The sequence below is a fragment of the Paraclostridium benzoelyticum genome (genome assembly GCF_001006285.1).
Lineage (GTDB): Bacteria > Bacillota > Clostridia > Peptostreptococcales > Peptostreptococcaceae > Paraclostridium > Paraclostridium benzoelyticum.
Genome location: NZ_LBBT01000184.1, coordinates 62,208 through 82,664, shown reverse-complemented (window position 1 = coordinate 82,664; position 20,457 = coordinate 62,208). Strand labels below are relative to the sequence as shown.

At 28.3% G+C, this 20,457-nt stretch carries 19 protein-coding genes, 1 other RNA gene and 1 pseudogene; 20 read left to right on the top strand and 1 reads right to left on the bottom strand.

Translation table 11 applies throughout. From position 1 onward, the window contains the following. The first annotated feature begins 47 nt into the window (after positions 1–47). The 5 genes from eno to rnr all read left to right on the top strand — a co-directional run bounded on the left by eno (position 48) and on the right by rnr (position 7,170). Complete coding sequence (gene eno / locus VN21_RS08745) at positions 48–1,340, top strand: phosphopyruvate hydratase (RefSeq protein ID WP_046822907.1); 1,293 nt, start codon at positions 48–50, stop codon at positions 1,338–1,340. Between the two features lie 394 nt (positions 1,341–1,734). After that, the gene (locus tag VN21_RS08740) at positions 1,735–2,835 is read left to right on the top strand and encodes a CdaR family transcriptional regulator (protein WP_046822906.1); all 1,101 of its coding nucleotides are present in this window, start codon (positions 1,735–1,737) and stop codon (positions 2,833–2,835) included. Between the two features lie 191 nt (positions 2,836–3,026). Then, positions 3,027–4,169: a glycerate kinase family protein gene (locus VN21_RS08735; protein ID WP_046822905.1), complete on the top strand. Its 1,143-nt coding sequence runs from the start codon at positions 3,027–3,029 to the stop codon at positions 4,167–4,169. 431 nt (positions 4,170–4,600) lie between these two features. Next, positions 4,601–4,822 (top strand): preprotein translocase subunit SecG, encoded by a 222-nt coding sequence (gene secG / locus VN21_RS08730; protein WP_052169208.1) that lies wholly within the window; start codon positions 4,601–4,603, stop codon positions 4,820–4,822. Between the two features lie 209 nt (positions 4,823–5,031). Then, complete coding sequence (rnr, locus tag VN21_RS08725; RefSeq protein WP_046822904.1) at positions 5,032–7,170, top strand: ribonuclease R; 2,139 nt, start codon at positions 5,032–5,034, stop codon at positions 7,168–7,170. Between the two features lie 573 nt (positions 7,171–7,743). On the opposite strand, the gene VN21_RS08720 is transcribed toward rnr, so the two are convergent. Next, positions 7,744–8,070: a hypothetical protein gene (locus VN21_RS08720; RefSeq protein ID WP_021430155.1), complete on the bottom strand. Its 327-nt coding sequence runs from the start codon at positions 8,068–8,070 to the stop codon at positions 7,744–7,746. Positions 8,071–8,342: 272 nt separating this feature from the next. Here VN21_RS08720 and smpB point away from each other — a divergent pair, with 272 nt between their 5' ends. From smpB to VN21_RS08665, 15 genes and pseudogenes are all read left to right on the top strand, one after another. Next, positions 8,343–8,798, top strand: a complete 456-nt coding sequence (smpB, locus tag VN21_RS08715; protein ID WP_046822903.1) for an SsrA-binding protein SmpB — start codon at positions 8,343–8,345, stop codon at positions 8,796–8,798. Between the two features lie 126 nt (positions 8,799–8,924). Further along, positions 8,925–9,276, top strand: a transfer-messenger RNA (tmRNA) gene (gene ssrA, locus VN21_RS18090). 294 nt (positions 9,277–9,570) lie between these two features. After that, entirely contained in the window at positions 9,571–9,840 is a 270-nt protein-coding gene (locus VN21_RS08710; protein ID WP_046822902.1) for a CD3324 family protein, read from the top strand. Positions 9,841–9,988: 148 nt separating this feature from the next. Further along, positions 9,989–10,417, top strand: coding sequence for an N-acetyltransferase (locus VN21_RS08705; protein ID WP_046822901.1), 429 nt, complete (start codon positions 9,989–9,991; stop codon positions 10,415–10,417). Positions 10,418–10,945: 528 nt separating this feature from the next. Then, positions 10,946–11,359 (top strand): transposase, encoded by a 414-nt coding sequence (locus tag VN21_RS19340; RefSeq protein WP_332840855.1) that lies wholly within the window; start codon positions 10,946–10,948, stop codon positions 11,357–11,359. Next, positions 11,344–11,697, top strand: coding sequence for a hypothetical protein (locus VN21_RS19335; protein WP_332840854.1), 354 nt, complete (start codon positions 11,344–11,346; stop codon positions 11,695–11,697). The genes VN21_RS19340 and VN21_RS19335 overlap by 16 nt, the downstream gene beginning before the upstream one ends. Before the next feature lie 270 nt (positions 11,698–11,967). After that, complete coding sequence (locus tag VN21_RS19330; protein WP_332840858.1) at positions 11,968–12,354, top strand: transposase; 387 nt, start codon at positions 11,968–11,970, stop codon at positions 12,352–12,354. A gap of 350 nt (positions 12,355–12,704) precedes the next feature. After that, complete coding sequence (locus VN21_RS08695; RefSeq protein ID WP_046822900.1) at positions 12,705–14,636, top strand: ABC transporter ATP-binding protein/permease; 1,932 nt, start codon at positions 12,705–12,707, stop codon at positions 14,634–14,636. Next, entirely contained in the window at positions 14,633–16,471 is a 1,839-nt protein-coding gene (locus VN21_RS08690) for an ABC transporter ATP-binding protein/permease (RefSeq protein WP_046822899.1), read from the top strand. The genes VN21_RS08695 and VN21_RS08690 overlap by 4 nt, the downstream gene beginning before the upstream one ends. A 59-nt stretch (positions 16,472–16,530) precedes the next feature. Next, positions 16,531–17,205 carry a response regulator transcription factor gene (locus VN21_RS08685; RefSeq protein ID WP_046822898.1) on the top strand — a complete coding sequence of 225 codons (675 nt, stop codon included), beginning with the start codon at positions 16,531–16,533 and terminating at the stop codon, positions 17,203–17,205. Further along, entirely contained in the window at positions 17,195–18,325 is a 1,131-nt protein-coding gene (locus tag VN21_RS08680; RefSeq protein ID WP_046822897.1) for a sensor histidine kinase, read from the top strand. Before VN21_RS08685 ends, VN21_RS08680 begins: the two co-directional genes overlap by 11 nt. A gap of 263 nt (positions 18,326–18,588) precedes the next feature. Beyond that, positions 18,589–19,029, top strand: a complete 441-nt coding sequence (locus VN21_RS08675; protein WP_046822896.1) for a LytTR family DNA-binding domain-containing protein — start codon at positions 18,589–18,591, stop codon at positions 19,027–19,029. 5 nt (positions 19,030–19,034) lie between these two features. Then, complete coding sequence (locus VN21_RS08670; RefSeq protein ID WP_046822895.1) at positions 19,035–19,490, top strand: hypothetical protein; 456 nt, start codon at positions 19,035–19,037, stop codon at positions 19,488–19,490. Between the two features lie 250 nt (positions 19,491–19,740). Then, a complete protein-coding gene (locus VN21_RS19465) occupies positions 19,741–19,851 on the top strand; it encodes a CAT RNA binding domain-containing protein (protein ID WP_084822039.1) in 111 nt (36 codons plus the stop codon). Next, positions 19,850–20,143: pseudogene (locus VN21_RS08665) on the top strand (family 1 glycosylhydrolase); the annotation flags it as partial. The gene VN21_RS19465 and the pseudogene VN21_RS08665, both read left to right, overlap by 2 nt. Positions 20,144–20,457 lie beyond the last annotated feature (314 nt).

Below are 20,457 nucleotides of genomic sequence, written 5' to 3'. Positions count from 1 at the left end.
ATATATATTTAAAACTTTGATATATAAACTTGAAAGGAGACATAATTATGTCATTAATCGATTTAGTATACGCTAGAGAAGTATTAGATTCAAGAGGAAACCCAACTGTAGAGGTTGAAGTAGTATTAGAAAGTGGAGTAACTGGTAGAGCTATAGTTCCATCAGGAGCATCAACAGGAGCTTTCGAAGCAGTTGAGTTAAGAGATGGAGATAAAGGAAGATACTTAGGAAAAGGTGTTGAGAAAGCTGTTGACAACGTTAACGAAATAATAGCACCTGAATTAGAAGGTATGGATGCAACAGACCAACCTGGGATAGATGGATTATTAATAGAATTAGATGGAACTCCAAACAAAGGTAAATTAGGAGCAAATGCTATATTAGGTGTTTCTATGGCTGTAGCTAGAGCTGCTGCTGAAGAAGTTGGTTTACCATTATTCCAATACATAGGTGGAGTAAATGCTAAGCAATTACCAGTTCCAATGATGAACATACTAAACGGTGGAGAGCATGCTGATAATAACGTAGACGTTCAAGAGTTCATGATATTACCAGTAGGTGCTAAATCTTTCAGAGAAGGATTAAGAATGGGAGCAGAAGTATTCCATTCATTAAAGAAAGTTTTAGGTGAAAAAGGATTAGCTTGTGGTGTTGGTGACGAGGGTGGATTCGCTCCAAACTTAGATTCAAACAGAGCTGCTTTAGAATTAATAGTTGAAGCTATATCAAAAGCTGGATACGAGCCAGGAAAAGACGTTATGTTAGGACTTGACGTTGCTGCTACAGAAATGTACAACAAAGAAACTAAAAAATACGTTTTAGCTGGAGAAGGAAAAGAATTAACTTCTGCTGAAATGGTTGATTTATATGAAGATTGGGCTAACAACTTCCCTATAATAACTATAGAAGATGGATTAGACGAAGAAGATTGGGATGGATGGAAAGTATTAACTGACAGATTAGGAAACAAATTACAATTAGTTGGAGACGACTTATTTGTTACTAATACTGAAAGATTAGAAAGAGGAATAGAAGCTGGTGTAGCAAACTCTATACTAGTAAAAGTTAACCAAATAGGTACTTTAACTGAGACTTTAGATGCTATAGAAATGGCTAAGAGAGCTGGATACACTGCAGTTATATCTCATAGATCTGGAGAAACTGAAGATACTACTATAGCTGACTTAGCAGTAGCTGTAAATGCTGGTCAAATAAAAACTGGTGCTCCATCAAGAACTGATAGAGTTGCTAAATACAACCAATTATTAAGAATAGAAGAGATGATAGGTGAGTCTGCTAGATACTGCGGATTAAACTCATTCTATAACTTAAAGAAATAACCTCAAATTATATAGATAAATGCTAAAAAAGAGTCTTAGTTTACTAAGGCTCTTTTCAGTTTTATAACCTTTTAGAGGGTCCTCGGGTGCATGTATAAGTTTTGCTCCTAAAGCTAGAAAGAAGCTTTAAAAGTCGCTAAAACTTATACATGCACCCTTCGGACGCTTGGTGAGATTTCGCTTCCAAAGCTGAAAAGAAGCTTTAAAGGGCGCTGAAACTAATATATTCACCCTGCGGACATTTTGAGAAATTAAAATTTTAAAAGCTGAAAAGATGCTTTAAAGGGTGTTGGAAATAAAATATGCACCATTAAAATGAAAGTTTGTTTGAGGTTTGGGAAAGAGTATATATTAGTATGATTTATATTAAAGTATTTGTGAAGAAGGTTATGTTATGGCTATAAATAAAATTAGTAAGAATTTAGCTCAAGAGATAGTGAATGCAGTTAAGGAAGTTGTAGATAAGGATATAAATTTCATTGATAAAAATGGAGTTATAATTGGGAGTACTGATAAGAATAGGTTGAATACATTTCATCAGGCTGGATATAAGGCTGTGAAGACTCTTAGTAATATAACTGTTGAAGATAATTCTGAGTATGAAGGTAGTAAAAAAGGAATAAATTACCCTATAAAAATTAATAAAGATGCAATAGGGGCTATTGGAATAACTGGAGAACCAAGTGAAGTAAGTAAATATGGGTTTTTAGTAACGAAGATAACGGAAATATTTATAAAAGAGCAAGAGCTAAATTATAAATATGAGGCAGATAAGCAAAGAATAAATTATGTAGTTAAGTCTCTTATATATGATAGTATAGAAGACAAAAATGAGATTGAAAGTATTTTAGAGCAATTTGGGATAGGAGTAAATCAAAAGTTTGCTGTTGTACTTATGAAAATCAAGAAGAATCATAATGATAGAGAAGTAGAAATTATAGAAGAAGATATAAGTAAGGTATTTGATTCTATAGGTAATATCTTCAAAATATATGTTTATCCTAATGAATGTATAGCTTTAGTAAATGAGCAAAAGTATGAAAAACTTAAACTTGTTTATATGGATATACTAAATAAATATAAAGATAAGCTAAACGGTGGAGTAGGAAGATTAAAAGATTTATATGATACTCATAAATCATATCAAGAAGCTAGAATAGCACTTCAGTATTCTAAAAAAAATAATAAGATATTAACTTATATAGATGATTTAGATTTAGAGTTAATATTAGAAAATCTAGATCTAGAAATTAAAAATCAATATCTAGAAAAAGTTTTAAAGAACTTAGATTATGAAGATATAAAATTATTAGAAATTTATTATAAAAATGATATGTCATTAAAAGCAACATCTGAAGAGTTATATATTCATAAAAATACTTTACAGTATAGATTAGAGAGAATTTATCAAAGAAGTGGACTAAATCCTAGATGTTTTAAAGAATCTGTAGTTTTATATATAGCAATAGCTATACGATTATCAAAATTTAATTAAAATAAAAAGTACCATATCAAAATAAAATAGTTTTTGATATGGTATTTTTTATTTGAAGCATTAATGGAATAGCTTTTCAATGGTATAAGTACCAAAATAAAATTAAATAAAGTTGTATTATTTAGTATACGTAACATTCGGTTAGAAAAGCGAATTTGTTATAATGAAAATATCAAAGGGAGGCGACAAAAATGAAAATAGTAATTTCGATAGATTCGTTAAAAGGAAGTTTAACTTCGATAGAAGCAGCAAATGCAATTAAAAAAGGAATATTAAGTGTTGATAATAAATCAGATGTAGTTATAATGCCCCTTGCAGATGGAGGCGAAGGAACTGTAGAAGCCCTAGTACAAGGTATGAACGGAGAAGAAAAAGTAATAAGTGTAACAGGACCTATAAATGAAAAAGTAAATGCAACTTATGGAATATTAAAAGAAACAAATACAGCAATAATAGAAATGGCTCAAGCATCAGGATTACCATTAGTTCCAGCCGAACTTAGAAATCCTTTAAATTCAACAACTTATGGAGTTGGAGAAATAATAAAAGAAGCAATAGAAAAAGGATGTAGAAACTTCATAGTTGGAATAGGTGGAAGTGCTACAAATGATTGTGGTGTAGGCATGCTTCAAGCATTAGGATTTGAGTTTTATGATGAAAACGATAACTTAGTGGGATTAGGTGGAAAAGTTTTAAATCAAATAAAAAGAATAAAAACAGATAACAAATTAAAAGAATTAGATGAGTGTAATTTCAAGATAGCATGTGATGTAAACAATCCTTTATATGGTGAAAATGGAGCAGCTTATATATATGGACCTCAAAAAGGAGCAAATGAAGAAATAGTAAAGGAATTAGATAAAGGACTTAAAAACTTTGCAGAAGTTGTGAAAAAAGATTTAGGAAAAGATATAGCTCACATAGAAGGCGCAGGAGCAGCTGGAGGACTAGGATTTGGATTCTTAGGATTTTTAAATTCTAAATTAGAGTCAGGAATAAAAATAATTTTAGATGAAATAAAGTTAGAAGAAGTAGTAAAGGATGCAGATATTGTTATAACAGGAGAAGGAAGATTAGACAATCAAACTGCTATGGGAAAGGCACCAATAGGAGTAGCTAAGTTAGCTAAAAAACATGGAGCAAAAGTAATAGCAATAGCAGGATGTACAACACCAGATGCAGTTAAATGTAATGAAGAAGGTATAGATGCTTATTTCTCTATAGTAAACAAGGCTATGACAATAGATGAAGCAATGAAAAAAGAAAATGCAACTCAAAACATGATTGAAACAACAATACAGATATTTAACCTTATAAAAGCAGTAAAGAACTAAGAGGGGGGTCCTCGGGTTAGTATGTAAGTTTTACTCCCAAAGCTAGAAAGAAGCTTTAAAGGTCGTTAAAACTTACATACTAACCCTTCGGACGTTTATGAGAGGGAAAAGAAGCTTTAAAGAGCGTTAAAACTAATACACTAAACCTTCGGACGTTTATGAGAGGGAAAAAATGCTTTAAAGGTCGTTAAAACTAATACACTAAACCTTCGGACATTTATGAGAGGAAAGAAGTTTTAAAGGGTGCTGGAACTTACATATTCACCCTTCGGACGTTTATGAGGGGAAAAAGGAAAGTTTCGAGGGTGGATTATTATGGTTGAGATTGGGTAATAATACAACAAGATTGACTTTATAGCTTGAATGTAGTATATTATTATGCTACACTAAAATTATGCTATATTAGTGATTATAAATGTAGGAGGATAGCTATGTTTAATGTATTAATGGGAGTACAGGTAGTAATATCTATAATTTTAGTAGTAAGTATATTACCACAAGATACTAAGAGTGCTGTACCTACTGAATTTGGTGGAGAGGGAACTCAAAGTTACTTTAAACCAAAAGGAAAAGAAGCATTTTTAGCAAGAGTAACTAAAATAAGTGCAGTATTATTTTTCTTAAATGCTATGGCAATACTTTTAGTTAAATAATAAAATTGAATTTATTTTACACATAAGATGACAATTACGATTAACGTAATTGTTTTTTATTATCATATAAAACATAATTTACCATTATAACCATTTAATGATATAATTTATGGATAATTAATCTTATTGTAATTTATATAAATAAAATGGGAAAAATATTTAGTGAAAGCATAGTATAAAGTAATAATAAAATTAATAGGAGGAAAACAATGGGTGAAGAATTAAAACAAAAATTGTTGGGACTTATATCAGAAGCAGCATACAATCCTCTAAAAAAAGAAGAATTAGCAATGATATTTGATATACATCATACAGAAATGCCTATGTTCTATAACTTTTTAGATGAATTAGTAGAATCTGGGTATTTAATACTTACTAAAAAAGGGAAATACACATCTCCAAATCAGATGGGACTTTTTGTAGGTAAGCTAGTATCTCATAAAAAAGGATTTGGATTTGTAGAATCTGATGAAGAGTATACACAAGATTTATTTATACCTGCTGATAGTCTTAATGGAGCAATGCATAATGATAGAGTTATAGCTGAGATCACAACTCCAGCAACTGATGAAAAAAGAGCAGAAGGTAGAATTATAAAAGTTGTAGAAAGAGCTATAACTGATGTTGTAGGAACTTTCCAAGAAAGCAAAAATTTTGGATTTGTCTTACCAGACAATAAGAAGTTTAATAAAGATATATTTATACCTAAGAAATTTTTCAATGGAGCTAGAGGAAATGACAAAGTAGTTTGTAGAATAACTCAATGGCCAACAGAAGATAGAAAACCAGAAGGTAAAATAATAGAAATATTAGGGCAAAAAGGGGACAGATATGTTGAGATTGCATCTGTAATAAGAGAACATGGTCTTCCTGAAGAGTTCCCTAAAAAGGTATTAGATGAAGCTGAAAAAGTAGCTATCGAAATACCACAAGAAGAAATAGATAGAAGATTAGATTTAAGAGATATGAATATATTCACTATAGATGGTGAAGATGCTAAAGACTTAGATGACGCTGTATCTATAGAAGTATTAGATAATGGAAACTATAAATTAGGAGTTCATATAGCTGACGTTACTCACTATGTAAAAGAAAAGAGTAAGTTAGATAAAGAAGCTTTAAAAAGAGCAACTTCTGTTTATTTAGTTGATAAGGTAATACCTATGTTACCTAAAACTTTATCTAATGGAGTATGTAGTTTAAATCCGTTTGAAGATAAGCTTACATTATCAGTATTTATGGAAATAGACCATAAAGGTGATGTAGTTAAGCATGATATAAAGGAAACGATAATAAATTCAAAAGCTAGAATGACTTATACAGAAGTATCGGATATTCTTGAAAAAGATGATGAGAAACTTAAAAAGACATTTGCTAAGGTAGCTGATGATTTCTTCAATGCTGAAAAACTAGCTAGAATATTAATGAAGAGAAGAGAAAAGCGTGGGGCTATAGATTTTGATTTCCCTGAAGCTAAGATAATATTAAATAATGATGGCGATGTTGTTGATATAAAACAATATGAAAGAAGAATATCTAACAGAATAATAGAAGAGTTCATGTTAATAACAAATGAAACTGTAGCAGAACATTTCTTCTGGTTAAATATGCCTTTTGTTTATAGAGTTCATGAGACTCCTGCACATGAGAAGATAGAAACTTTAAATAAGTTTATATCTACTTTTGGATATGTTATAAAAGGAGACTTAGAAAGTGTTCATCCTAAAGCATTACAAGGTATAATAGAGCAAATACATGGTAAGACAGAAGAAAAAGCTATAAGTACTATCATGTTACGTTCTTTAAAACAAGCTAGATATTCACCTGAGTGTGTAGGTCACTTTGGATTAGCTGCTCAATATTATTCTCACTTTACTTCACCTATAAGAAGATATCCAGATTTACAAATTCATAGAATTATAAAAGAGTTCTTAAACGGTAAGATAAGTCAAAAGAGACAAGATCAATTAGCTCAAATAGTTGATTATGCTTCTACTCAATCATCAGAAAGAGAAAGAGAAGCAGAACTTGCTGAAAGAGATGTTAAAGACATTTATAAAGCTAGATATATGGAAGATAGAGTTGGAGAAGAGTTTATAGGTATTGTTTCAAGTGTAACTTCTTTTGGTATGTTTATCGAGTTAGATAATACTGTTGAAGGTTTAGTTAGACTTGCAGATATGAGCGATGATTATTATATATTTGATGAGAATACTTTTACTATTTTAGGTGAGAGAACTAAGAAAATGTATAGAATCGGTGATGTTGTTAAGATTAAAGTTGAAAAAGTTAATGTAGATTTTAAAGAGATAGACTTTAAACTTCTAGAAAAAATAGAACAAAATTAATTAAAGCTGGGAGAGTTCGAATTATTATTTCTTTCATACAAAGACCTAAAGAGCGCGGTCTTTAAGTATTTCAGAAATAACAAATTCGAACTCTCCCTTTTTATAAATAATCTTTGTTTGAAGGGTGGATGGGATTTAAGTGTTCCGTAAACAACAATTCCAAACTCTCTCTGTTGTATGAAAAAAGAGGGTTGATATGTTTGCTTCTTTCACACAAAGGCCTAAAAGTCGCGGCCTTTAAGTGTTACATAAGCAAACATATCAACCCTTTTTTATGATTGTGATGATTTTTTTGCACATAGTGTTATGTACGTTAGCGATACTCTTAGGATTATATACGCCGGTATTAGGTAATAGTATATATCCAAGTGTTTGTTTATTATTAAGATGATACTTAATAATATGTAGAATAATAAGTCTACGAAGTCTGTTACGTTTAGTACTTTTCTATATAGAATTTCTGGGAAATTTGATGTACTTCTAATTTCTTTCGAAAAGTTATTTTTAATTGATTTAAATGTATCATTTAAAATTTTAAGTATGATTATTAAAAACAGTATCCGTGGTAATACGCTAATTTGATTCACCTACTTTCTTTGAGATTGTTTCAAATACCTTAGCTGCTATTATTTTAAGTCCTGCAAATACAAAAAAAGTAATGAAAAATATTAATATAAAAAACTTACTATCTCTTAATGATAGTATTGTTATTCCTAGATATGATATATCTTCTAATACAAATAAGGATTTATAGCATTTAGCTGCTTTTTTAGCTAAATCCTCATATTTTAATTTTTCTATTATGTCTTTTTCTATTTGGAATGTATTCATTGTAGCTAAATCATATAGATTCTTTGTACAATAAAGAATAAGCAGTAAAGCACATAGTTTTGAAACCATAATTATTTAACCTCTTTTTAACATTTTGGTAAAAGAGTAGCATAATTGGGTATAAGTTGTATATAAGGATGGACTAACATTGGAAATTTTGGGAGTGAAATGTTATTGATTTTATATACTATGTGTAATATATAACTTGTTTATTACATATAATACTAGTGCATCAAGTTTTAAGTTAACTCAATATTTGTGAGTATTGACTAGTATGGTTATATATGGTATATTTTAAGGTAATTAATGAAGGATAAGGATAAGGATAAGAGGTGATTTGTATGGCAGGTGTTAAGGTTTTAGCTACTAATAGAAAAGCAAGACATGAGTATTTTATAGAAGAAACTTATGAATGTGGTATCGAATTAAAGGGTACTGAAGTTAAGTCTATTAGACAAGGTAAACTTAACTTAGCTGAAGGATATGCTTCTGTTGATAATTCAGAGGTGTTTTTAAAACAAGTTCATATAAGTCCATACGAACAAGGAAACATATTTAATGTTGATCCTCTTAGAATAAGAAAATTATTACTTCATAAACATGAAATAAGAAAGCTTATAGGGGCTACAACTATAAAAGGTTATGCTTTAATTCCTTTAAGTGTTTATCTTAAGAATGGTAAAGTTAAAGTTGAACTTGCTTTAGCAAAAGGTAAAAAATTATATGATAAACGTCAAGATTTAGCTAAGAAAGATGCTAATAGACGTATTGAAAGAGAGTTATCTGGTAGATACTAGATACAATTCCAATGAGATAATATTGCTTTTAAGTTTAAAAAGTTTTATTATATATATAACAACTTAATATTGATTAATGGTGAAAAAAGTTTGCGATAGAAAGTCTCAGGACTATAAAACAACCACGGGGGCGTAATGGTTTCGACGTGGGTTTGGCACTTGAGGCTGCGTGTCGTGTTACTCTGGGTCACGTAAAAACTGGGGAACTTAAAATAAACGCAAACGATAATTACGCTTTAGCAGCATAATGACTGCTCGTCCCGCCTAAGCCCTCCTGCCGGCCAGGCCTGGACGTCATTTATGCAGGGAACTACTTTCGGGGTGTCTCGACCGAGAGTGGACTAATTGGGACTGGTCAATCACAGAGCCTGCCACTGTGCGATGTGTGCGACGAGATTTAAAAATCAGATGGCTACGCACGTAGACGCAGCGAGGAAAGGACTTGCGGACAGGGGTTCGACTCCCCTCGTCTCCACCATTGAAATACACGAAAAGATATTAGTAAATTACTAATATCTTTTTTTTCTTTAAGAATTATAGCATGGAGATAGCAGTGTATGATATATTTATATAGATTGAAAATTATTAAAAAATAAATACATGGGGGTGTAATATAATGAGAAACATTGTACCTTTTGAAGATGTATCAGGCTCCGAGCGAAGTCTATAATAAAAACTTGTTTGGAGCCGTATTTAACATAGATACGGCTAATATAGCCATAATAGATTTTGCTCGACTATATACACATAAAAGTAGATAGGGGCAAATGTTATGAAATACGAAAATGCAAATAATATATTACCGTCACACGTTTTAGAGATGCTACAAGAATATATTGATGGAGAATATTTATATATACCAAGAAAACATAACAATAAAAAATCTTGGGGAGAAAAAAGTGGATTTAGAGAAGACCTGAACAATAGGAATAGAGAAATAATTAATGAATATAACAAAGGAAAAACAGTAAAAGAAATATCAAAACATTATTATCTTACAGAACATAGTATTAGAAGGATTATTAGAAATTATAATAAATAACAACAAACTAAGTGTCTTAAAGTTATAAATAAATTACTTAAGACACTTTTTTAGTACAAAAATAACATAGAACTATATATGTACTTAGTGTGATTTGATAGTAAATGATAAGATTAAATATATAAGATAATAAGGAGGCGTAAGTCATATGATAAAAAATATAGTAAATGAAGATTTAAATAGAATAATGGATATATGGTTAGAAAGCACTATAAAAGCTCATGATTTTATATCTAAAGAATATTGGCACAATAGCTATAATACTGTAAAGCATGTATATATACCTATGGCTGAAACATTTGTTTATGAAGATGATAAATGTATAAAAGGTTTTATAAGTATAATAAATAATGAATTTATAGGGGCATTATTTGTTGCTACAGATTATCAAGGTAGTGGGATAGGTAAAGAATTAATAGATTATGCAATAGATAGATACAAAAAATTAAAATTAGCAGTATATAAGGATAATGAAAAATCAGTAGAGTTTTATATCAACAGAGGATTTAAAATAGTAAAAGAACAAGTAAATGAAGATTCAGGATATGGTGAGTATATAATGGAAAAAACTTTCTAAGTGTATTATGTTAAATTTATTTTTAATATAGTATAAGTATAAAAAGAAATTATAATCTAGTGGAGTAGAGTGTGACTTTCTATGTAATTAATTTAATATTTGAATACTTCTATCTCCTTCCCTATTATAAGTAGTTTTGTAATTCAGTGCAGAAATCATCACTTTTAGATTGAAATTTCTATTGTATTTTAATACAAATTAGAGAAGTATTCCGATAAATATTTAATCGTGGTATTATTTTTGTGAATCGTCTCAACTATTGAAATCTACTAAAAGGGGCTGTCGCACTAAAAAATAGGGCGACGCCCTTTTTGCATAAAATAATTATACAAATTGATTATACTAAGTACGGTGATAATTATCAACTAAAATTACCACTAGAAATTGATTATCTAATTCCAAAAAACGATTCTGTGAGGTTATTAAGTCAAGTTATTGAGGAGAGGAATTTAGAAAAATTATATAAGACTTATTCTCGTATTAGAGAAAATTCAATAACCCCAAGACAGATGTTGAAAATTACAATATATGCAAAATATGAATGGTATATATTCTTCTAGAGAAGTAGAAAAAATTTGCAAAAGAGATAAAAATTTTATTTATCTATTAGGCGGAGCCTCTGCTCCAGACCATTCAACTATTGCAAGATTCAGAAGTATTCATTTTGCTCAAGTAAGTAAAGATGTAATGGCCCAGTTTACAAAATACCTTGGTGATAAGGGTGAAATTTCTAAAGATACATTATTTATTGATGGAACTAAAATTGAGTCTGCAACTAATAGATATACTTTTGTTTGGAGAAAAGGTATAGAAAAAAATATGCCTAAAATGCTAAACCAAATATCCAGCTTTATTTCAAAATGTGAGCAAGACTTTGGGATTAAGGTTATTTATGAAAATAAAATAAAAATGTATCATTTAAAAAATTGCTTAAAAAACTAAAGCAGGTTGCAAAATTAGAAGGAGTTGTTTTTGTTAATGGTAAAGTAAATAAAAAAACTTCTATTCAAAAATATATTGAAAAGTTACAGAGTTATATTAAGAGATTGAAACAATACACTAATAACCTTCATATAATGGGTGAGCGTAATAGTTATTCTAAAACAGATAAAGATGCAACTTTTATGAGAATGAAAGAAGATCATATGAAAAACGGTCAATTTAAGCCTGCATATAATATTCAAATTGGTGTAGATTCTGAGTATGTAGTTTGGATAAGTGCGTGTCCTCAACATACAGATACAACAACTTTAATACCGTTTTTAAATTATATACAGTAATACACTAAATTTAAATATCCTAAAATAATAGCTGACGCTGGATATGAAAGCGAGGAGAATTATATATTTCTTGAAGATAATAATCAGCTTTCTTTTATTAAACCTTTAAATTATGAAATTAGTAAAACAAGGAAATATATAAATGATATAAGCCGTGCAGATAATATGATTTATGATTCAGAAAAAGATTATTACATTTGTAAAAACAATAAAAAATTATATGTTACTAACACTAAAACAAAAAAATCAAAAACTGGATATAAAAGTTAAATAACATGTTACGCTTGCGAAGATTGTAATTGTTGTGAATTTAAGCGTAGCTGTATAAAAGGAAACAACAGTAAAATACCTTTTCATCAAAGGACTAAGAAGTTTGAGCTATCTAAATTATTTCATGAAAAAAGAAAAGATAACTTAAAAATAATTAATAGTCAACAAGGATGTGAACTTAGAATGAATAGAAGTATTCAAGCAGAAGAGGATTTAGCTCAAATAAAACATAATATGAATTTTAAAATGTTTCTAAGTAGGGGTCAACAAAATGTTCTTTCTGAATTTATACTTGTGGCGTTAGCCCATAATATTTATAAACTCCACAATAAAATTATGAATAATAAATGTGGTATGTATATTTATCCTATTAAAAAAATTTCTTAATGTTATTATTTACAAATTACTCCATTGAGGTAAAATTTCAATACCTTTATTTGTTATGCATATTTTTAAATTAACATCTTATTCAAGTAAAAATTAATAAAAAATAAGTAAAAAAAGAGCTATCGCAAAGCACTTTAAAATTGCTTTGCGATAGCTCTTTTTTAGTGTGACTTTTATAAAAGTATTTGAAAATTACATACAAATTCAAACTATTGAAATTGTAATATTTATCTGAGTGAATAGTAGGAAAAATATAAAATACCTTAACCTTATCTTAACCTAATGACATGTATTATATGGAATAGGAATGAAATAAATTAGAGATTATGATATGGAGGTATTTGAAATTAATGTTAGTATTAAAAAATATAGTTAAAAAAATTGGAGAAAGAGAAGTATTAAAAAATATAAATTCAGAGTTTCAAGGAGGTATTAACTTTATACTAGGCCCCTCAGGTAGTGGTAAATCCACACTTTTAAAGATTATAGGTGGTATGGATAAAGAGTTTGATGGAGATGTAGTTTATAAAGAAAATTCAGTAAAAAATTTTAAACAAGATAAGTTGAATGATTATTATTATAATTCTATAGGGTTTATATGGCAAAATTTCCAATTATTGAATCATTTAACTGTAGAAGAGAATGTAAAAATAGTTTTAGAACTATCAAATTTAACTAATAAAGATAAAGATAAAAAGGTAAAGAAAATTCTTTCTAAATTAGGTATTGATAAGTTAGCAAATCATAAGGTAGCTAATTTATCAGGAGGACAAAAGCAAAGAGTTGCAATCGCCAGGGCATTAGTAAAAAGTCCTGAAATAATAATAGCAGATGAACCTACAGGATCTTTAGATAAGAAATCTACAAAAACTATAATGGATATTTTAAGAAAAATAGCTAAGGATAAGGTGGTAATAATAGTTACACATGATAAATCATTAGTTGGAAACGAAGACAATTGCTTCTATTTACACAATGGAATTCTTGAGAAAGTTCAAAAAGGAAAAAATAATCAAGAAGGAGAAAATAATCAATATTCTACAGTAAAAGCGCAAAAAAGAAAGCCATATTTGAGATTGTCAAATGCAATTTGTCAGGGTATAACAAATTTTAAGGGGTTAGCTTTCAAATTTGTGTTAACGGCAGTTATATTAGCAGTATCATCTTACTTATTAACATTAAATATAGGTGGAAGTGTTGCAGACAAACAATCGGATGCAACCACAAAGTTTGGGGATACGTTTAGTAATGAGGAACTTAAAAGGATTAATTTTTATACAGTAGGATTTGGACAAAATGGAGTCAGACCGGGACAATCACAAGTAGCTGAAGATGATACAAATAATGACGATAATAATGGAAGATTAATAAAAGCTTCAGAAAAATTTGTCAAAGATCCTAGAGTTGACAATATAGTATTTGATATTAGTCTTTTAAATTCTTCTATATCTATTAACGGTGAAACTATAAATACAGGGGGTAGTGATGATAGTCAAGAATCACTAGGAAGAATGGATTTAGGTAAAGATTTGTACAAAGGAAGAATGCCTAAACCAGGTAAAAAAGAAATACTTATCCCTAAAGGTATAAAAAATGCAGAAAGTCTTATAGGTAAAAAGGTTTCAATAAAAGGGTCAATTCTTACACGTGTATCAACAGGTAGAGATAATCCTTCGGAATTTGAAGATGTTGAAATAAAAGATGCAGAAGTTGTAGGGGTTATAGATAATAGTGGGCAAGATACTTATATTTTTAATGTAGATACGTATAAAGAATTGTGTGCAAAAGTTAAACCAGGACTGCCTAATGGTATCCTAACGGCTAAGGAAATAACAGATGTATTACAGCTGGCTGATGAATTAACTGAAGAAGGTGTTGATGTAATAGGAGCATTTGCAAATTTAGAGGATATGTCAATATTCGAAGGAAAAACTCAGGACCAATCTAGTTCAGTTTTAAATATAATATCAATCTTAGCTGTAGCAGTAAGTTTAATAATAACAATCATTAGTTCTTACTTAAGAAAATTAGAGTATTCAATATTTAGAATAAATGGATATTCTAAGAGTAGTGTGTTTAAATTAAGCATAGTTGAATATGGCATAATTTCAATAATAGCTATACCTATAACTATAGTTATATCATTAGTGATGGGTACAGAAAATACTACTTTAATTATAGGTATATTGTTACTTCAATGTACTATTATGGGAATAATTTCTGGTATAATATCTGGAAATACAAATGTAGTAGAAAACTTAACCTTAGGAGACAGAAAATGATTAAATTAACAAATTTAAATAAAAAATATAAAGATTTAAGCATATTTAAAGACGTAAACTATGAAATTAAAGAAAATACATTGACTTGCTTTTTAGGATCAAGTGGATCAGGAAAAACTACATTATTGAATTTAATTGCAGGATTTGATAAGAATTACAAAGGTAGTATTAAAATAAATAATTTAGACATTAGTAACTTAACCGATGATGAATTATGTAAATATCGTTTTAATAATATAGGATTTATTTTTCAAAGTTATAATGTTTTAAAAGGCTATACCGCTATTGAAAATGTATTAATGGGTATACATTTAAAAAATATAACAGAGAAAGAAAAAATAAAGAAAGCAACAGATCTTTTAACTAGGATTGGTTTATCAGATAAATTAAATGAAAAAGTTGAAAATTTTAGTGGAGGAGAAAAACAAAGGGTTGCAATTGCTAGAGCTTTAATAAATAATCCTGAAATAATTTTAGCTGATGAGCCTACGGGAGCTTTAGATAGTGAATCAAGTAAGGTTATAATGGAACTATTAAAGGAAATTTCAAAGGATAAGACAGTTCTAATCATAACTCATGATGAAGAGGTTGTAACTTATGCTGATGAAATTATTGAAGTTGAAGACTATAATATAATGGTACAGATAGTAAATGATAAAGATAACATATCGAATAAAGAGTCTATCAACAATATGAATATAAAAAATGAGATTCCAAAGTTAAGCTATTTTACTGCTTTAAAATTAAGCTTAAAAAACTTTAGAATTCATTTATTTAAATTTATAATATCAGCATTCATTATAGCTTTAGGTTCTACTTCATTCATAGGTGCTCTTGGGTCTGAAAAGCTTATTAATAATGAAATTAATGCTTTCAAAGAAAAGAACCCTTTATTTAATAAAGGTTCAGTGAGTGTAGTGGGAGAAAAAGATACCAAAGATATCTTTAATAAGATAAATATTATAGAGGATATTGATAATGTATATTATCAATATCCTATGAAAGATATCAAGATAAGGTATAAAAACAATGTTGAGGATATGGACATGAAAATTCCAATAGATACAACTAAAGTAACCATGAACTCGGGCAAAATCCCTAAAGATAATAAAAACGAAATTGCTATTACAACAAAATTTGCTATGGATTTGGGGGTAGATATAAAAAATATTATTGGAAAAACTATATTTTTAGAGACTAAAAATGAAACTAAACAATTGACGGTATCAGGAATAATTAATAGTAGCGAAAAAGACTTTATGTTAAGTTCAGATGTAGAAAAAGATTTATACAAAAAATCTGAGTTTAAAGATAGTAAAGCAATTAAGATAGCTTTTGAAATAAAGAGCTTTGAAAAGATTGTTCCTGTAGATAAAGAACTCAAAAATAAAGGAGTAGAGGCACTCACACAAGCTACTACTGTTGAATCTATGATAAAACCATTTAATGACATCCAAAATCTATTTAAATTATTATCCTACTTAATATTGGGAGTAGGAATATTAGTAAGTATTATTATAATGTATAAAATAGCAAAGGAAAGATATGTAGAAATAGGCTTATTAACAGCACTAGGTTATACGAAAAAAAATATAAAGAAGATAATGATAAAAGAGAGTATGTACTTTTCTGCGTGTGTGATGGCTATGTCTATTGCATTAATAAAGGTATTAGATATGGGATACTCAAAACAGTTTGGATACAACTTAGGATTAAATATGAATTTATACTTGTTGTTATTATGCTTAAATACCTTACTCACAATTGGATTGTCTTATGCAATAAATATGAAAATAATAAAGACAGAACCAGCAAAGTCTTTAAGAACGTATTAAATTAGCAAAACAATAGGATAATATATAATAACATAGTATTAGAATGGAAGGTAAAACTAATGAAATTATTAATAATAGAAGATGAAGAGGATTTAGCAAATCTATTAGCTAAAGGCCTAAGAAATTTTGGATATATTGTTGATATTGCTATTGACGGAAGAGAGGGACTAGAACTATTTTTTATAAATGACTATGATTTAGTAGTTCTTGATATTAATTTACCCTCTATGGATGGGAGATTAATATTAGATGAAATAAGAAAAGAAAATGAAGAATGTAAAGTTATAATACTTTCAGCAAGATGCGATTATAGCCAACGTATTGAAGGCTTAGATAAGGGTGCAAATGACTACCTTGTTAAACCTTTTGATTTTGGAGAATTAGCAGCACGCATTAGAAGTTTATTGAGAAGAAATTTTATACAGAAAAATGTTAAGTTAAAATGTAATAATATTATATTAGATACTGCATTAAGATGCGCTTATTCTTGTAATAATGAACATATATCACTTTCCCCAAAAGAATTTGCGCTTCTTGAATATTTAATTGTAAACAAAGGGAGAGTAGTAAGCTCAGAAGAACTTATAGAACATGTTTGGGATAGTGATAAATATATGTTTTCAAATGCTGTTAAAGTACACATAAGCAGATTAAGAAAAAAATTAAATCCTTATTGTAAAAATGATATTATTTTGAATATTAGAGGAGAGGGGTATCTTATTAATGAAAATTAACTTTTTTAAGAGGTTTTCATTATGTACAAGAATTACACTTATTTCAATAATAATACTTACATCTATATCTGTACTTTTAACTATACCGGTAGTTTATAATGCAGAAAATATAATTAAGAAGCCTATTAATAAATTAAATAGTACAGATTTTAATGAAATAAGTGATACAAATTATGAAACTATGATAGAAACTAGTAAATTATCAAATGTTATCATAAATTTTAAACTACATTCTTATATGTATATGATAGCTTTAATTTTTTTAGGGGCATTTTTTATTTATTATATTCTAAAAAAAGAATTTGCTTCATTAAAAAAACTTAGTGATGAAATGACCCTAATAAATGAAAATAAACTATCTCATAAAATAACAGGGTTTGATAATGGATATGAACTTACTTTGTTTGCAAATTCATTTAATACAATGTTAAATAGATTAGATAAAGCCTTTGAAAGTCAAAAAAGATTTTCAGTAGATGCTTCCCATGAACTAAAAACTCCATTAACTGTATTAAAGACAAATTTAGATGTTTTAAACTTAATTGAAAATCCTTCAGAAGAAGATTATAAATATACAATATCTATATTTAAAAAACAAACAGAAAGAATGATAGATTTGGTAGATAGCTTATTTTTAACAGCTTTTCAAAAGGATTATGATTTAAATGATACCATTGTCATAGATAATATAATCAGTAATATTATCCATGACTTAGAGGATAATATTACTGAGAAAAATATCAGCATAGATGTTACTAAGAGTGATATTGTTACTAAGGGGAATTGTATAATGCTAACTCATGCAATTTCAAATGTAGTTCAAAATGCGGTTAAATACAATAAGCCTAATGGTAGTATATCAGTAACATTTGAAAAAATTGAAAAAAACTATATAATAAAAATAGAAGATACTGGAATTGGTATTCCGAAAGATAAGGAAAATGATATATTTGAACCTTTTTTCAGGGTAGATGAATCGCGTTCAAGGAAATCCTCTGGGGCAGGATTAGGGCTTGCAATTACTAAAGAGGTTATTTATCGTCATGGTGGTAAGATAACCTATACTCCAAATAAAGATGGAGGTAGTATTTTTAAAATAAAATTACCATTTATTATATAATTTGTGGGTATTATCAATGAGATTTGTCTCCACTATTTAAATACACGAAAAACATATTGATAATTTTATCAATGTGTTTTTTTTAGAAATAAAAAAAATGCAAGTGAAAAAATTATAAATGAATCAATAGAAGTATCACTACAAGAAAGATGATTTATGACTAAGATATTTTGTCCGTATGGTAATAATATATGACCATATACTTAATAATAGTTGTTTTATTATCATAGTTTAACTATTATGAAATAAATGGGAGGTGGAAAATGAATGTTATAGTTGAGGAACAAGAAGATTTAATTGAAGATCAAGTTGTTATATATTGTAGAGAAGAAAATCAAGAAATAAGAAAGATAAAAGGGTTTATAAAAAATATAAATACGAAACTATGTACATCTCTAGATTTTAAGAAAGTAATGATTACACCTGACGAAATTTATTATATAGAAAGTGTAGATAAAAAGACTTTCGTATATATAAAAGATAAGGTTTTAGAATGCTCACTAAAATTATATGAGATAGAAGATAGATTTAAGGAATTTTCTTTTTTTCGTGCAAATAAAAGTACTATAGTCAATGTAATGTATATAAAAGATATAAATATATTATTAAATAGAAATTTGCTTGTAACACTTGAAAGTAAAGAAAAAATTACTATATCAAGGAGAAATGTAAAAGATTTTAGAAAATTAATTGGTTGGGAGTGATATGATTGAATAATAATGAGGGTAGTTCAAGTAAATTAAAAGAATTAATGAATGTAATACTATTTGCTTTTTCAGTTATAGGGGCAATTGTAGTACTTGCATATATTTATAAGGATGCTAATGGATTTAATGTTATGCCGCTGGCATTTATAAATAAGGTAATTGTATATGTATCATTTTTTGCTTTAGCAATAATTATATGTTTCACTGATATAATTCCTATAAATATATCACAAAGAACAAAGATAATAGTAACGATTACTGCTTTTTATATTTTAACCATGAACTCACTGAGCCATTATAGTGCAAATCCAATGGGAAGTATTGAAAATTTCATAATATGTACAGTGTGGTACTTTTTTATGGTAGGATGTGTAATAGTAGCGTGGAATATATATGAGACTATAACTTCAAATAAGTATAATAAATACCTTAAGCAATATCAAAATCTTAAGAAATAGAAATTGTGAAGTAAATTATTAAAGTTGGGGAATATGAATATAGAACCCTATCTAAAACAAATCTATCAAAATAAAGTCATATAAAGAAAACGTTGACAAAAAAGATTCTATGTTCTATCATAGTAATTGGAATTAGGTAGTAATTGTTTAAGTACAAGCTAAGCTTATTCATTAATAATAGCAGTATCCTAGGAAGGAGTCTGCCCATTATTATGAATAAGCTTTTTTTATACTTAAAAGGAGGCTAATCATGATAATTAATAAAATATTAAACAACAATGTTGTAATTACATCAGATGACAATGATAAGGAAATTATTGTCATGGGTAAAGGTATTGGTTATCAAAAATCAAAAAGGTGATTCAATAGATGAAAATGGTTACGTAGAAGATGATTACAGAATCGATTATTTAAGAGAACATATAAAAGCGATGCATGATGCAGTTTCGATAGATGGAGTAGATTTACTAGGTTACACGACGTGGGGGCCTATTGATTTAGTAAGTGCTGGAACAGGTGAAATGGAAAAGCGTTATGGATTTATATATGTAGATAGAGACAATAGAGGTAATGGAAGTTTAAGAAGAAGTAAAAAGAAAAGTTTTGACTTGTATAAGAAAGTTATAGCTTCAAACGGTGAAGACTTATACTAAATGATAAACAATATTTAATATGGAAACTTATAGTAAATAAAAGCTCCAAATATGCTAATTAATATAGCATCAGAGTTATTTAATAACAAATTTAAAATTTCCATACTTCCACCCCCTTCCTGTTTGGAAGTAGGTTTGATTCTTAGTACAAAAATTAATTTAAGTGTAAATGCTAGTGAAAAAACACATTGATATAATAGTCAATGTGCTTTTTTATTAGCACAAAAGTTTAGACATTAACAATATAAATCTTACTAAAAAGTAAGATTTATATTGTTAATGTAAGTTTAAGGTCATGGTATGCAAATTATAGA

Coding starts and splice junctions, on each gene's coding strand:
- smpB (WP_046822903.1), top strand. CDS start 8,343: ATGGCAGGTGTTAAGGTTTTAGCTACTAATAGAAAAGCAAGACATGAG.
- VN21_RS19340 (WP_332840855.1), top strand. CDS start 10,946: ATGCAAAATATGAATGGTATATATTCTTCTAGAGAAGTAGAAAAAATT.
- VN21_RS08685 (WP_046822898.1), top strand. CDS start 16,531: ATGAAATTATTAATAATAGAAGATGAAGAGGATTTAGCAAATCTATTA.
- VN21_RS08705 (WP_046822901.1), top strand. CDS start 9,989: ATGATAAAAAATATAGTAAATGAAGATTTAAATAGAATAATGGATATA.
- VN21_RS08740 (WP_046822906.1), top strand. CDS start 1,735: ATGGCTATAAATAAAATTAGTAAGAATTTAGCTCAAGAGATAGTGAAT.
- VN21_RS08675 (WP_046822896.1), top strand. CDS start 18,589: ATGAATGTTATAGTTGAGGAACAAGAAGATTTAATTGAAGATCAAGTT.
- VN21_RS08735 (WP_046822905.1), top strand. CDS start 3,027: ATGAAAATAGTAATTTCGATAGATTCGTTAAAAGGAAGTTTAACTTCG.
- VN21_RS08720 (WP_021430155.1), bottom strand. CDS start 8,070: ATGGTTTCAAAACTATGTGCTTTACTGCTTATTCTTTATTGTACAAAG.
- VN21_RS08680 (WP_046822897.1), top strand. CDS start 17,195: ATGAAAATTAACTTTTTTAAGAGGTTTTCATTATGTACAAGAATTACA.
- VN21_RS19465 (WP_084822039.1), top strand. CDS start 19,741: ATGATAATTAATAAAATATTAAACAACAATGTTGTAATTACATCAGAT.
- secG (WP_052169208.1), top strand. CDS start 4,601: ATGTTTAATGTATTAATGGGAGTACAGGTAGTAATATCTATAATTTTA.
- VN21_RS08695 (WP_046822900.1), top strand. CDS start 12,705: ATGTTAGTATTAAAAAATATAGTTAAAAAAATTGGAGAAAGAGAAGTA.
- VN21_RS08710 (WP_046822902.1), top strand. CDS start 9,571: ATGAAATACGAAAATGCAAATAATATATTACCGTCACACGTTTTAGAG.
- rnr (WP_046822904.1), top strand. CDS start 5,032: ATGGGTGAAGAATTAAAACAAAAATTGTTGGGACTTATATCAGAAGCA.
- eno (WP_046822907.1), top strand. CDS start 48: ATGTCATTAATCGATTTAGTATACGCTAGAGAAGTATTAGATTCAAGA.
- VN21_RS08690 (WP_046822899.1), top strand. CDS start 14,633: ATGATTAAATTAACAAATTTAAATAAAAAATATAAAGATTTAAGCATA.